This window comes from Streptomyces milbemycinicus, from assembly GCF_002154605.1.
GTDB lineage: Bacteria > Actinomycetota > Actinomycetes > Streptomycetales > Streptomycetaceae > Streptomyces > Streptomyces milbemycinicus.
The window spans coordinates 140-13,930 of record NZ_MUNE01000014.1; the positions used below are offsets into that span (position 1 = coordinate 140).

A 13,791-nucleotide genomic window follows, 5' to 3' on the forward strand; every position below is an offset into this window, starting at 1 on the left:
GACATCCTCGGCACCGGCGACCCCGACTACGCCAAGGACATCCCCCAGCGCACGCGTGACCTCGCCAAGGCCAAGACGCTGCTGAAGGACGCCGGCTTCGATCTGTCCAAGACCTACGACCTGGTCACCACAGACGACATCGCGGGCCTCGCCGACTCCGCGACCCTCTTCGCCAACCAGGCCCGCGAGGCCGGCATCAAGGTGAACGTCGTCAAGCAGGAGTCCGGCGCCTTCTGGCAGAAGACCTGGAAGACCGGCGACTTCTACACCACCTACTGGGGCACCAACGACTCGGTCGTCTTCTTCGCCTCCAAGACCATGGTCAGCGGCGCCGGACAGAACGAATCCGGCTGGACGGACAAGGAATTCGACGCCGCCTACCGCAAGGTCATCGGCGCCAAGGACGAAAAGCAGCGCGCCGCCCACCTCAAGCAGCTGCAGCAGATCGAGTACGACAGCTCCGGCTACCTGCTGTGGGGCATGGCCGACGGCATCGACTTGGCCGCCGCCAAGGTGCGCAACCTGCCCAAGCTGGCCGGCTACGGACGCGTCCAGCTCGAAGGCGTGTGGCTGAGTTGAGCCCCCTCACCAAGGCCGGTGCGGTGCCCGCTCCCCCCGCGGGCACGGCCGCCGCACCGCGCCGCCCGTGCCACCCGGCCGTAAGGGTGGCCGCCGCGGTCGCCCACCGGGCACTCATGCTGATCGTCCTGCTGGCCCTGGTCTTCGCCGCCGTCGAGCTACTGCCCGGGGACGCGGCCGGCGCCACCTCCGAACGCGGCGTCACCGCGGCCGACATCGCCGCCCGCCGGCACCAGTTGGGCCTGGACCGGCCGGTGTGGGCACGGTTCTGGGACTGGATGACCGCCCTGCCGACCGGTGACCTGGGCACCTCCGCCCAGGGCCAGAAGGTGACCGCCCTGCTTGCCGACCCGCTGCCCAACACCCTGGTCCTGGGCCTGAGCGCGTTCGCCCTCACGACAGTGCTCTCCCTGCTGCTGGGCTGCTGGGCCGCCGCCCGCCCTGGCCGGCTGACCGACCGGATCATCGGCCACGCTTCGACCGCCGCGTTCGCCCTGCCCGAATTCGTGATCTCCGTGGTCCTGCTACTGATGCTGTCTCTGTGGACCGGCTGGCTCCCGGCGGTCACCGTCACCGGCAGCGACGGCAGGCCCGCCCAGTGGACCATGCTGATCATGCCGGTGATCGCCCTGGTCATCCCGCAGACCGGCTGGAACGTCCGGATCGTGCGCGGTGCCCTCGCCGACCAGGCCACCACCCCTCACGTCGAGGCCGCCCACCTGGACGGACTGCCGGTCCACCGGGTGCTGCTGCGCCACCAGTTGCCCGGCGCCGTACCCGCCATCGCCACAGGCTTCGCCACCACCACCGGCATGCTGCTGGGCGGGGCCGTGGTCGTGGAGACCCTCTTCAACTACCCCGGGATCGGCAACCTGCTGGCCGGCGCCGTCGCCTCGCGCGACACCGCGCTGATCGCCGGAGTCGTCGCCTGTGCGGGCGCCGTCATCAGCCTCGTCCTGCTCGCCGCGGACCTGATCCGCGAGGCCACCGTGGGAGACCGCCCATGACCACCACCCTCGCCTCGGAGGTCGGGCGCCGGAGCACCGGACGCACCCGCACCCTGGCGCTGACCGCCGTCGCAGTCCTGCCCCTCCTGCTCGCCGTCGCCGGTCCGCTGCTGGCCCCGCACTCCCTCTCCTCACCGGTCACCGCCCCGTTCGCAGCCCCCAGCGCCGACGCCCCGCTGGGCGGAGACCAGTTGGGCCGGGACGTCCTCAGCCGCCTCCTGCACGGCGGCACCCTCCTCGTCGCCGGCGCGCTGCTGGTGGCCGCCGTGGTCACCGTGGCCGCCACCGTCGTCGGCTGCTTCGCCGTCCTGCGCCCCGCACTCGGCCGGGCGGTCGAGCGCTGCGCCGACGTCGCGATCCTGCTGCCTCCGCTGCTGGGCATCATGCTGATCGCACTCGCCTGGCCCGGCGGCGGACGCTGGGCCGTCATCGCGGCAGCGATCGTCCTGGGAACCCCCTACGCCGTACGAGTCGTCGCCGCTGCTGCTGCCCCGCTCGCCTCCGCCGGCTATGTCGAGGCGGCCATCACCCGCGGCGAGTCCACCGCCTACATCGCCTTGTGCGAGCTGCTGCCCAACCTGCGCTTCACGGTCCTGACCCTCTTCGGACTGCGGTTCGTGGACGCCGTCTACGTGATCTCCATGGCGGGCTTCCTCCAGATCGGGCCCCAGCCCCCGGCCTCCGACTGGTCGTTGATGGTCCGCGAGAACGCCTCAGGCATCCTGCTCAACCCCTGGGCCGTCGTCGCCCCGAGCCTGGCGATCGCGGCCGTGGCCATCATGGTCAATCTCGCCACCCAGGCCCTGGCCCCCGACACCACGCAGAAGGCGGTCACCCGCTCGTGAGCGACCTCACCCACCACGACCGCGCCCGCACCGGCCCTGATACCCCGACCGACGCGGCACAGCCGGTGGCGTCCGTCACCGGCCTGGAAATCTCCCTGCCCGACGGCACGGTGCTGCTGCCCGCCACCTCCGCGCTCGTCCGGCCCGGCCAGGTGACCGCTCTCACCGGCGCCTCGGGTTCGGGCAAGACCACCCTGCTGCGCGCCCTCATCGGCCACCTCCCCGACCGGGCCACGATCACCACCGGCACCGTCGACGTCCTCGGCACACAGCCCCACACCCTCACCCCCGACGCGCTACGACACCTGCGCCGCACCCGCGTCGCCTATGTCGGCCAGGACCCCGGCTCGGCGCTCAACCCACGGATGACCGTCCACCGCCTGGTCGCCGAACTGGCCACGGACCCCTCCGCCGACTCGGTCCGCTCCCTGCTGACGGAGTGCCGGCTCCCCACCAACCTCCTCGGCCGACGTCCCACCGCCCTGTCCGGCGGACAGCAGCGCCGTGTCGCCCTCGCCCGGGCCCTCGCCCGCACCCCTCAGATCCTCCTCCTGGACGAGCCCACCGCCGGCCTCGACACCGCCCTGCGCGACGAGATCGCCCACCTGCTGCGCCACCTCGCCACCAGCCGTAACCTGGCCGTCGTCCTCGCCACCCACGACACCGCCCTGGTCGAAGCGTGCGCCGACCACACCGTCCGGCTCATCGCGCCCGGCACGCAGCCGCCGGCTTCCGTGTCCTGTATGGCAGTAGAGCCGTCGGCAGCGGCTGTGCCGATCCGCACAGCCGGACCGGCACTCTCCGCCCAGGGTGTCGAGGTCTACTTCCGGAACGGCGGCACCCGCCGCCTCGCCCTGACCGGACTCGACTTCACCGCACCGGTCGGATCGGCCACCGCCGTGATCGGCCCCTCCGGATCCGGCAAGACCACCCTCCTACGGGTCCTCGCCGGACTGCACCCGCCCACCAGCGGCCAGCTCACCCTCGACGGCCAGACCTTGGCGGCCACGGCCCGGCGCCGCACCCGCGAACAGCAGCGCCGTATCCAGCTCGTCCCGCAGAACCCGCTCGCCGCGCTCAACCCCCGGCGCACCGTAGGACACCAGGTGGCCCGCCCCCTACGCCTCCACACCAGCCTCACCGCGAAGGAGATACCCGAGCAGATCACCCAACTCCTTCAGCAGGTGGGACTCCCCGCCGACTTCGCCAACCGCTACCCCGGCGAGCTGTCCGGCGGCCAGCGCCAGCGGGTCTCCATCGCGCGCGCCCTCGCCGCCGGCCCCGACATCCTCCTCTGCGATGAGGTCACCTCCGCCCTCGACACCACCACCGCCACAGCTGTCATGGACCTCCTCACCCGCCTGCGCGAAGAACACGGCACCACCCTCGTCGTGGTCTCCCACGAACACCACCTGATCACCCGCTACACCGACACCGCGCACCTGATGGACACCGGCCGGATCACCGCCAGCGGCCCTACGGCCGAACTGCTACCGACGCCGTGACCCAGTCGCACGACAGGGCACCCGCCTGAAAGGCCGGATGCCCGGATGCGGGCGGCGATTTCGTCATCGCGTCCCGCCGTACGCCACGACGCTCACCGGACCGCGCGGCAGCGGCGAAAGCATCGCGGCTTTCCGCGGGGTGGCCGTACGGGTCGGCGGACGAGCCTTGTGGTCGGATGTGGACCTGGAGGTCGGTGTCGGAGAGTTCACGGCCGTCCTCGGCCCCAGAAGATCGGTCACGGCGGAGCGCGTACCGATTCCGGGCGATCAGGAGCGGACCCTGTGCGACAGAGTCGCACAGGGTGGAACGGCCTGGCCGGAGAAGTAGCGCGACAGCGAGGAACTGCTGACGAGCCCGTCGCGGGCGAGTTCGCGCAGGCTCCGTCCGGTCAGGTCACGCAGCAGCCGTAGTCGCCCCGCCAACTCCTCGCGCACTTCTGCCAGCCTTTCCCCAGTTTCACGGGCTGATCCTGGACGGAGTGATGCCCACGACATCCGCTGGCCTCCTGCGCTCTGGCAGATCCGAAACCGCAGGTCACCTCAGGTGAGACAGCTTCCGGCACCCACACGCGGAGTTGAACCCCGTTGCCCGGGGACCATGACCACGCGGCGGGATTGATGCACACGACGCATCGACAGATCTCGGTTTGCTGCTGGACACCGTTCGGACACGGCTTGGAGACTCACGTGTGATGCGGCGACGCCCGCCACCTGCCTTGCCCCCGGAATGACGCCGCCCGGCCACGCGCCGCCGCTCACCCCGCCGTACCGCTCATCCTCGGTTCCTCGCACCAGGCGACCGGGTCCACATCCGGCCCTAATTCGTTGTTGGGAGGATCAGATGCCCGATCCGGCCCTGGCCCTTGAGGCCCCTCGGGAGACCGGCACTGTCCTCTGCCTTCGCCCGACCGTGCGGCCCGACCGCGGAGTGGGTGATCGGAAGGCTGATCATCGTGAGACGAGCCTTCCGCAGGACGACCTCCTCACTGTGCCGCGAGCCGCGAGCTCTTTCGCAGACCGGAGCCCCTGCGGTGCGCTGGTGTCACGAACGGCCAGTGAGATGTCGGACCGATCGAGTCCTGGAATTAGGGCGCCGCGTGGCCCGCACAGGCTCCAGACGGAGACGAACAAGGCAAGGAGAAAACACTTCGTGAGCGTGTTCTGCGGGATCGACTGGGCCGAAGACCACCATGACGTAGCGGTCGTCGACGAGGAGGGAAAACTGCTGGCCAAGCGTCGGATCAGCGACGACGCCGAGGGGCATCGCCTGCTTCTTGAGGTCCTGGCCGAGTACGACGACCGCGCCACGGCCCTCGTCCCTGTGGCGATCGAGACCAGCCACGGCCTGCTGGTTGCCGCACTGCGCGCGGCTGGACGCCTGATCTACGCGATCAACCCCATGGCCGCCTCCCGCTACCGCGACCGGCACGCGGTCTCCCGCAAGAAGTCCGACCACGGCGACGCTGTCGTCCTGGCCAACATCTTGCGGACCGACAAGGCCAGTCACCGTCCTCTGCCTGCGCATTCGGAACTGTCACAGGCCATAACAGTCCTGGCCCGCGCTCAGCAGGACGCCGTATGGAACTACCAGCAGCTGTCCAACCAGCTCCGGTCGCATCTGCGCGAGTACTTCCCCGCTGCCCTGATCGCCTTCCAGCACCTGCAAGGTGGCCTGACCAGGGGTGATGCCCGTGCAGTACTGGCGATCGCGTCGACACCGGGCAAGGCGATCCGGCTCAGCCGCAGCCAGCTGCGTGCCGCGTTGAAGCGCGGCGGCCGGCAACGCGGGATCGATGCCGACGCCGAGCGAATCCAAGATGTCTTCCGCGCCGAGTACCTCCGGCACACCCCGATGGTCGAAGAGGCCATGGGGCTCCAGATGCTCGCCCTGCTGCGGCAGCTCGACGCAGCCTGCAAGGCCGCCGATGAACTTGCCGAGTCTCTCCAGGTCCGGTTCCGCGAGCATCCGGATGCGCACATCGTGACCAGCTTCCCCGGCCTGAGCGACTTGGCCGGCGCCCGGGTTCTCGCCGAGATCGGGGATGACCGGAGCTACTTCACCAGCGCACGGGCGCTGAAGGCGTACGCAGGATCAGCCCCGGTCACCCGCGCCAGCGGCAAGGTCCGCATCGTCACACACCGAGTCGTCAAAAACCGTCGGCTGGCTTCCTGTGGCTACGTGTGGACCCTCACAGCCCTGCGTGCGTCGCCCGGAGCTCGAGCGCACTACAAGCGCCGACGTGAAGTCGGAGACCGTCACAGCTCAGCCCAACGCAACTTGTTCAACAAGCTCCTGGGCCAGCTCCATCACTGCTTGCAAACCCGCCAGACCTACAACGAATCCCGGGCCTTCTCACAGCCTGCTCAAGCCCTCGCGGCTTGACTCCAAGGCACGTGAGATGTCTCCCGGGCCGCCACCTTACGGAGGACCCATGAGAAAGATCACCAGACGTACGGCGCTCACCATGGCCGCGGGTACCGTCACCGCGTCGACGGTGATCAACGCGGCCACCGCGGCGGCCGATGCCCCGGCGCCGGGACGACCGGTGGCGTCCGGAGCCAATCCCGTTCTGCGGACCGCCCTCATCACACGGGTGACACCCAGGAACAACTGGCGGGTGACCACCGTCGCCATCCGCTACGCGAACCCCATCGACACACGCGGCGGCGTCATCCCACCCTCCGCGTTCCAGGTCACCGCCGCCCTGGGCGGGCAGAGCGCGGCCCGTACGGTCACCCGGGTCTACCCGAACACGGTAGCCAGGGCGGACGACCTCCCCAAAGCGGGACGGCCGGGCAGATACCTCATCATCGAGCTCGACCCGGACGATACCAACGGGCAGGCTTCCGGCACCGATCCTCTTCCGCTCCATCGCGCCTACACCGTCAGGCAGGTGGCCGATGTGACGGCCCCCGATGGTGAACCGGTTCTCGCGACCGGTCCGTTGGCGATCCAGAACGACGACGTCATCACCCCGGTGGTCGACGACTTCACAGCGGGATCGTTCACCGACTCCACCGGATTCCAGCTGGCCTTCCGACTGTACGAGCCGGAAGGGTTCGTGCGGAATCCGGGGGCGGCCACCCAGTATCCGCTCGTCGTCACCCTGCACGGCGGCGGCGAGGTGGCCGACAACAACATGACCCAGCTCACCGCCAATCGAGTCGCCGTCACCTTCGCCAAGCCGGAACGCCAGCGCCGGCACCCGGCATTCGTGCTCGCGCCGCAGATCCCGCTGCCCCGCCCCATGGACGGACCTGACGGTACGGACTGGACCGACCCCAAGGTCCAAGCGGCGCTGGTCGAACTCATCGACACCTTCACAACACAGCGCCCCGTCAACGCGGATCGGCTCTATCTCGTCGGCCTGTCATCGGGTGCGCGAGGCATCTTCAACCTGCTTCCGAGGCGTCCCCACACCTTCGCCGCGGCCCTGGCCACCGCCGGCTGGGGTGACCCGTCCACCTTGGGCAAGATCACGCACATCCCGATCTGGGCCGATCACTCCATCGACGACCCGGTGGTCCCCTACCGCGAGGGACGGTTCGGAAACCCCGGCACCTGGACGCTGATGAACGCACTGGAGAACGCCGGTACACAGATCACCCGCGGGGAGTGGGCCAACGACCTGTCGAAGGCGGATTTCGAAGCCCGGTCGAGGTCCCTCCTGAACCGGGCTCGCCGGGTCGGCGGCCATGTGCTGTTCACCAGCTATACGCCCGGAACGACGCCGGTGAACCCGCACTTCGCGTGGGCGCAGACATACGAGAACGACGTCGTCATCGACTGGCTCTTCGATCAGTCCCGCTAGTACCCCAGCCGGACTTCTCCATTCCTGCTGGTCAGCTGTCTGGGGGTGGGAGTGTAGCGGGGCGGAAGCGGTCCACGAGGCCGGGCGTGTCCTGTCCTTCGCCCCTTTTGGACACGCCGCATCGTGGCGGCGGCAACCCGATGACCAAGCCTCCGCAGCTCACCCTGGATCCTGACGTACCCCCAGGTCGGGTTCTCTCTCGCCAGGCGCTGAATGAGCGCGACCATCTCTTCCGGCAACGGTGGCCGACCGGATCCGACCGGTGCTTGGCGCCACCTCCAGCGCACCAAACGCCGATGCCAGGTCAGCAGCGTTCCCGGGGTGACCAGCCGATGGCGGCGTAAGGCGGATGGCAGGTGCCGCGCGAGAGCGGAGAGCACGGCACGATCAGCCCACGAGCGCCGCGGCCGCTCCATCTGCCGGCGCAGCACAGCGACCTCATGGCGAAGCACGAGGATCTCGGCATTGTTCGCGGCAGTCGATCGGCCCAGCAAGAGCAACCAGCCCAGCAGTCGGCAGAAGATCAGGTAGAGCAGACGCAGACCCACAAGCATTGATCATGCCCACACCCAGACAATCACAAAGCCCCAGGTCAACCACCGTACAGCAATAAAGACACCCTTCAGGAGCAGTCGGGACAGGGCAGCGAGCAGTGCACGGTCCGGCCATCCGGGCTTGGGCGAGATGATCTGCCGACGCAGAACCGCGAGCTCGTGCCGCAGGATCAGTATCTCCACATTCTTGGTCGCAGAGGATCGAGTCATCAGGAACAGCCACGCGAAGATCCGCGTGGCGATCAGGTAGGTAAGCCGTACTGATCATGCTGGAACCTGGTGGTCAGGTTCGTTACCCCAGGTCAGGTCCGCTGAAGCCATTCTGGAACGCTACGGGCCTGCTCAACGAGTACCACACCATGCCACCCCAACGACTTCTCCATCCACAAGAAACACCCAGCTCAGCGGCCTGATCGGGATATTGACACCCTTCAACCCCGTTCTGACTCGCACCCTGTGGCAGCACATCGAAGACGAGGAGCTCTCCAAGCGGATGTGTCGGCCCGTCGAGTGCTATATCGAGGTGGGCAGGTGCGGGGAGCGGAGCACGAGCAGGGTGATCTCGCTGGGGGCGAAGACGCGGAACGGCGGGCCCCAGAAGCCGGTGCCGCGGCTGGTGTAGAGGAGGGTGCGGGGGCTGTGGTGGCTGAGGCCGGCGAGGGCGGGCTGGTCGATGCGGACGAGGTGGTGGAAGGGCCAGATCTGGCCGCCGTGGGTGTGGCCGGAGAGCTGGAGGTCGATGCCGGCGGCTGCTGCCCGGTCGATGAACTTGGGCTGGTGTGCCAAGAGCAGGACGGGTAGGTCGGGGTCGGCGCCGTTCAAGGCTCCGGCGAGGTGGGCGCGGTGGCCTGCCAGGCCGGAGGACTCGGCGGTGACGTCATCCACGCCGGCGACCACGAGGGTGTCGCCTCCGCGTTCGAGCAGCAGATGGCGGTTGCGCAGCGGCTCCCAGCCCAGCTCGTCCATCAGGTCGACCCAGCCCTGGGCCTGGCTGTAGTACTCGTGGTTGCCGGTGACGTATACACGGGCCCGGGTGGCCCGCACGGTACCGAGTGGGGCGGCCTGGGCGCGGCGGCGTTCGGCCGTGCCGTCCGCGATGTCGCCGGTGTGGCAGACCAGATCGGCTTCCAGAGTGTTCACCGTCTCGCATACCCGCGCCGACCAGCGAGTGCGATCGAGCGGGCCGTAGTGGGTGTCGGTGATGAGGACGACGCGGATGCCGTCCAGCCCGGCACCCAGCCGTGGGAGTTTCACGTCGAGTTGGCGCACGCGTGGCACGCGGCGGGCCTCGGCGTACCCCCAGCCGAGCAGTACGGCGGTTATGCCGAGGACGGCCCAGGTGACGATTCGGGCCCGGTCCTGGCTCTCGCCGACGCCGGCCACGGTCAGGGCGAGCCGCAAGAGGACGCCGAGCAGAACGGACCAGGTGGACAGAATCCAGCTGGTGCCCAGCAGGGTGTCGCCGGTGATCGCCGCCCGGTCCTGCTGGCGGCGGCCGTGGCCGCGCACCATCGCGAGCGGCATACCGATGAGGCCGAGGGTGAACAGGGCGGTGCCGGCCAGCGTGACGGGCAGCGGCCAGTGCTGGCCGGTGTGCAGGAGCACCCAGCAGGGCACGGCCCACAGCAGGATGGGGGCGATCAGGGGGATGTAGCGCATCAGGCGGTGCGGTCGGCTCTGCCGCGGTGCTTGCGCTTCACTTTCGGCTGGCCGGGTGTTGCTGGTGTCGGTCACGCTTCCCCTCCCTGACCGGGCTGCCGTCTCGCGCACTGTATCGGGTCGCCCTTGGGCCGGCCGGACCGGCGTTCACGGGCGCGGCCCCTTAGGACGAAGGGTTCTCTGCGAGATGGCAAGACGCCGCCGCAGACACCTCCCTTGGCATGAGCCGCGATCAGGGTGCTACTGCCCCGGCTTGGTACTGCCGCCAGTGGAGGGCGCGGTCGGCGGAACGACGGCCTAAGCCGATGATGGCGAGCACCGGCCGCACTGAAGCCGGTCAATGCACTCCCGCAACAGGGCTCTGATGTGCCCCGAGTTAGGGAGGTCGTGCTTGGTGATGACGCCACGGCTGGTACGAATCTGTCGGTGCATCACGTCATCCGCTTGCACCTTGAACTCCAGGAGCCGTTGAACGTACTTATTGTCCGTCTTGGTCCACTTGTAGCTGCTGGCGGTCTGCTCGAACTGCCAAGCCGGGCTTTCCTTGGAGTTAGTGAGGCAGTCGGGGCGACGTGGTGTGGTACTCGTTGAGCAGTCCGCCAAGTACCTGGCGGCGCCTGACCGTGGCAGAGGGCAGGGGATGACGTTTCGGTGCACTCGGTGCAGGCTGTGCGTATCCATCGTTCGGCGACTGCGTTGGACCGTGGGCTTTGCGGTGGCGTTGGGATGACGGCTGTGCCGTTGCCGGCGAAGACGGCGTCGAACGCGGCGGCGAACTGGCTGTCCCGGTCACGGATGAGGAACCGGAAGCACCCAGCCCTGTCGGGTCCATGAGCAGATTGCGGGCGAGCTGGGTGACCCAGGCGCCGGTCGGGTGGGCGGTGACGCCCAGGACATGGACGCGCCGGGTCTTGATCTCCATGACGAAGAAGACATAGAGACGCTTGAGGAAGACGGTCTCCACGTGCATGAAATCGCAAGCGAGCAGCGTGTGGGCCTGTGAACGGAGGAAGGAACGCCAGGTCTGCTGGCTTGCTCGCTGCGGTGCGGCGGTAGACCGGAGCGGCGCAGAACGCGTCGGATAGTCGCAGCGGCGACCCGATGACCAAGCCGACGTAACTCACCTTGGATCCTGACATACCCCCAGGTCGGGTTCTCTCTCGCCAGGCGCTGGATGAGCGCAACTGTCTCTTCCGGCAACGGTGGCCGACCGGGCCTGACCGGTGTTTGGCGCCACTTCCGGCGCACCAGACGGCGGTGCCAGGTCAGCAGGGTGCCTGGGGTGACCAGTCGATGGCGGCGTAGGGCGGGTGGAAGGTGCCGTGCGAGAGCGGAGAGCACGGCACGATCGGCCCATGCGAGCCGCGGCCGCTGGACCTGCCGGCGAAGCACGGCGACCTCATGCCGAAGGGCAAGGATCTCGGCGTTGTTCGCGGCGGTCGATCGGCCCAGCAAGAGCAAGCAGCCCAGTTCGACAGAAGATCAGGTAGAGCAGTCGCAGACCCACAATCATTGATCATGCCCATACGTGGGTGATCGCAAAGCCCCAGGTCAACCACCATACGGCAATAAAGGCACCCTTCAAGGATCACCCGACCGGGCATCCGCGTTCGACCGCCACCACTCAAGATCGGAAAAGGCCGGCAGGGCGTTGTGGGTCAATACGAGTGCGCTGAGTGTCAAGGACATTCCTCCTGAGACCAGGAAGGATTCGAAGCCAGGGCCCCGCGACGGGGCAGTGATCGACTCGGAGCACCGGAGAAAGCAGGAAGCATGATGAAGAGGAAGACGGCTCTGGCCGCGGGCGCTCTGGCCATCGTGTTCGGCGCCGCGGTACCGGCAGCGGCCGCGCCGACGACGGCCGCGTCCCGCACGGGGACGTTCTACGGCACCTATCAGCACTCCGACGGGTGCGTGTACCTGCGCTCCGCAGCCGGATACCACTATCTGTTGGAGGGCTACACGATGGGTGGCAACGGCGGCCTGTACAAGAAGGGCGGCGGCTTCATCGCGTACCCGGGCTGGAAGATCGCGGCACACGGTACCCAGTACAACAAGACCAGCACCACGTTGTGCACGACATGGGGTGCTTACAGGAGGATCAAGGCAACATCGATCCACGCCTACTGAACGGTGTCACATGGACCGGCTGCTGTCGTCAATTTATGCCGTCAACGCCCCCGCGATCCAGGATCGCGGGGGCATTCGGTCTGGTGAGACAAAGAGCCGACCGTCGCCCTCGATGTCAGCGAACCGGCCCGTCACGGTCACTGCTCCCCGCACCCGCGGGGATGGTCCCACGAAGAACGCTTGCGCGAAACAGTCCGTCATGCTGCTCCCCGCACCTGCGGGGATGGTTCATAACGGAGCGCGTCCAGCGCCTCGGCGCCGGCCTGCTCCCCGCACCTGTTGGGATGGCCCCTGCGACCGACACGACACCTGCAACCGGGAGACCTGCTCCCACGCACGGGGATGGCGAGGCCGGTGAGCACGGTCGCGTGTGCGCACCGTTGTCTCGACGCCCGCAGAGAGGGTCTCGAATGACAGCTGGTACTAGAGAAGAGGTGTGAAGGCCGCCTGTGGTACGTGGGCCGACATTCGTAGTTGGGCCTGAGGCCAGGGCCTCGGCGTAGTCGCGTGACGTCTGTTTCGTGATCATGTGAGTCCGAGGAGGGCGAGCGGTCGGCTGGCGTCGCGGGCGTTGTGCCGGACGCCGGCGGCGATGCTGCTCTTCCCGGCGAGGCGAAGGGCGCCGATGGCGAGGTTGCGCCATGGCGCGGGGCGCGGATCCAGTTCGCAGCCGGGAGGCGTCCTCGGTGAACGTCACGTCACGGACGTGGTGCAGGGCTTCGATCTTCCAGTGGCTGCGGATCAGCCGGGCGAGCTCGGCGGGTGTGGCCTGTTCCGCAGTGAGGCTGGTGACCGCCTTGATGCTGATCTTGCCGGTCTTGCTGTCCACTCGGCGGCGCTTGAGCTGGACGGCCTGGCGGGCGCTGGGAAAGAGCAGGGTGTTCACCGTGCACACCTTGATGCGGCGGATCTCGCCGCGGCCGTGGCCGGTGTCGCGGGTGCGTCTCTGCAGGGGGATCTGATTCCAGGGAAGGGACTTGAGCTGCTTGTGGAGCTTGTTCTGGTTCCCTTTCGCGATGACGATGTAGTGCGCGCCTCGGCCGAGCAGGTAGCTGGCGTGCTCGCGCTGGGTGTGCATGGCGCCGCTGGTCACGACCATGCCTGCCAGGTCGGCGAGGGTCTCCAGCAGAGGAGGGAAGCAGGTGATCTCGTTGGTCTTCTCGCCTACGTCGAGTTGGGCCAGGACCAGGCCGGAGAGGTGGTCGCAGGCAGCGAGCAGATGGATCTTGCGGCCCGTGGCCCTGGCTGCTCCGCGCAGGGTCTTGCCGTCGACCGCCACTGCGTGCAGCTGACCGGCGGCCCCAGCGCGCCGGTCGGCCGGCCAGCGGCCCACCGCCCGGTCCAGAGCGTCGCCGTCGATGCGGCCCAGCAGCCGCCGCACCGTCGCCTCCGCTGGCAGGCACCGCTTCGGGGACAGCGGATCGGGCCGTACGCCAAGGCGCTCCAGGACGGCGGGGCGTCGGTGATCCACTCACCTACCGCCAGCAGGGAAGTCGCTCCGGCAAGGACCGCGCACGCGGTCAGCGCGAGCACGACGACCAGAGCGTGCCGTACGCCGCGCGGATCGCGAGGGTCGGGCACCTCGGCTAGTCGCTCCAGCAGGCCCGGGATCTCCTCGGGCACGGCCCCGGGATGCTCGCGGAGTTGGTCAAAGGCAGGCGGGATCGGCGATGATGCGTCGGCAGGCACGGTCTTCCACT

The 13,791-nt window shown here is 68.6% G+C and carries 12 protein-coding genes and 1 pseudogene; 8 read left to right on the forward strand and 5 right to left on the reverse strand.

Annotation, left to right across the window (positions count from 1 at the left end; all coding sequences use genetic code 11):
- From CCN51_RS01035 to CCN51_RS01050, 4 genes are all read left to right on the forward strand, one after another.
- Positions 1-579: ABC transporter substrate-binding protein (locus tag CCN51_RS01035; RefSeq protein ID WP_245881556.1), on the forward strand; the 579-nt coding region annotated here is incomplete at its 5' end.
- The gene (locus tag CCN51_RS01040) at positions 576-1,586 is read left to right on the forward strand and encodes an ABC transporter permease (protein ID WP_043486194.1); all 1,011 of its coding nucleotides are present in this window, start codon (positions 576-578) and stop codon (positions 1,584-1,586) included. The genes CCN51_RS01035 and CCN51_RS01040, both read left to right, overlap by 4 nt.
- Positions 1,583-2,431 (forward strand): ABC transporter permease, encoded by an 849-nt coding sequence (locus CCN51_RS01045; RefSeq protein ID WP_014173875.1) that lies wholly within the window; start codon positions 1,583-1,585, stop codon positions 2,429-2,431. Before CCN51_RS01040 ends, CCN51_RS01045 begins: the two co-directional genes overlap by 4 nt.
- A complete protein-coding gene (locus tag CCN51_RS01050; protein WP_014173876.1) occupies positions 2,428-3,936 on the forward strand; it encodes an ABC transporter ATP-binding protein in 1,509 nt (502 codons plus the stop codon). Before CCN51_RS01045 ends, CCN51_RS01050 begins: the two co-directional genes overlap by 4 nt.
- Before the next feature lie 267 nt (positions 3,937-4,203).
- Here the strand turns inward: CCN51_RS01050 and CCN51_RS54755 are convergent, their stop codons facing one another.
- A complete protein-coding gene (locus CCN51_RS54755; RefSeq protein ID WP_158104639.1) occupies positions 4,204-4,371 on the reverse strand; it encodes a helix-turn-helix domain-containing protein in 168 nt (55 codons plus the stop codon).
- Positions 4,372-5,086: 715 nt separating this feature from the next.
- Between CCN51_RS54755 and CCN51_RS01060 the strand changes: the two genes are divergently transcribed.
- The 3 genes from CCN51_RS01060 (at position 5,087) to CCN51_RS56285 (ending at position 8,305) form a co-directional block, all read left to right on the forward strand.
- Entirely contained in the window at positions 5,087-6,319 is a 1,233-nt protein-coding gene (locus tag CCN51_RS01060; RefSeq protein ID WP_014173877.1) for an IS110 family RNA-guided transposase, read from the forward strand.
- Between the two features lie 49 nt (positions 6,320-6,368).
- Positions 6,369-7,748, forward strand: coding sequence for a PHB depolymerase family esterase (locus CCN51_RS01065; RefSeq protein WP_014173878.1), 1,380 nt, complete (start codon positions 6,369-6,371; stop codon positions 7,746-7,748).
- 356 nt (positions 7,749-8,104) lie between these two features.
- Positions 8,105-8,305, forward strand: coding sequence for a hypothetical protein (locus CCN51_RS56285; RefSeq protein ID WP_193383692.1), 201 nt, complete (start codon positions 8,105-8,107; stop codon positions 8,303-8,305).
- 510 nt (positions 8,306-8,815) lie between these two features.
- On the opposite strand, the gene CCN51_RS01085 is transcribed toward CCN51_RS56285, so the two are convergent.
- The gene (locus CCN51_RS01085; protein WP_014173879.1) at positions 8,816-10,036 is read right to left on the reverse strand and encodes a metallophosphoesterase; all 1,221 of its coding nucleotides are present in this window, start codon (positions 10,034-10,036) and stop codon (positions 8,816-8,818) included.
- Between the two features lie 714 nt (positions 10,037-10,750).
- Positions 10,751-11,353 (reverse strand): IS3 family transposase, encoded by a 603-nt coding sequence (locus CCN51_RS56855; protein WP_319637771.1) that lies wholly within the window; start codon positions 11,351-11,353, stop codon positions 10,751-10,753.
- Between the two features lie 381 nt (positions 11,354-11,734).
- Between CCN51_RS56855 and CCN51_RS01095 the strand changes: the two genes are divergently transcribed.
- Positions 11,735-12,091, forward strand: coding sequence for a hypothetical protein (locus CCN51_RS01095; protein WP_106436311.1), 357 nt, complete (start codon positions 11,735-11,737; stop codon positions 12,089-12,091).
- Between the two features lie 115 nt (positions 12,092-12,206).
- Here the strand turns inward: CCN51_RS01095 and CCN51_RS01100 are convergent, their stop codons facing one another.
- The gene (locus CCN51_RS01100) at positions 12,207-13,472 is read right to left on the reverse strand and encodes an ISAs1 family transposase (protein WP_014173883.1); all 1,266 of its coding nucleotides are present in this window, start codon (positions 13,470-13,472) and stop codon (positions 12,207-12,209) included.
- 122 nt (positions 13,473-13,594) lie between these two features.
- A pseudogene (locus CCN51_RS59550) lies at positions 13,595-13,780 on the reverse strand (transposase family protein); the annotation flags it as partial.
- Positions 13,781-13,791 lie beyond the last annotated feature (11 nt).

Bases quoted from the DNA above. Each gene is read 5' to 3' on its own strand.
- CCN51_RS01065 (WP_014173878.1), top strand. From the start codon at position 6,369: ATGAGAAAGATCACCAGACGTACGGCGCTCACCATGGCCGCGGGTACC.
- CCN51_RS01045 (WP_014173875.1), top strand. From the start codon at position 1,583: ATGACCACCACCCTCGCCTCGGAGGTCGGGCGCCGGAGCACCGGACGC.
- CCN51_RS01095 (WP_106436311.1), top strand. From the start codon at position 11,735: ATGATGAAGAGGAAGACGGCTCTGGCCGCGGGCGCTCTGGCCATCGTG.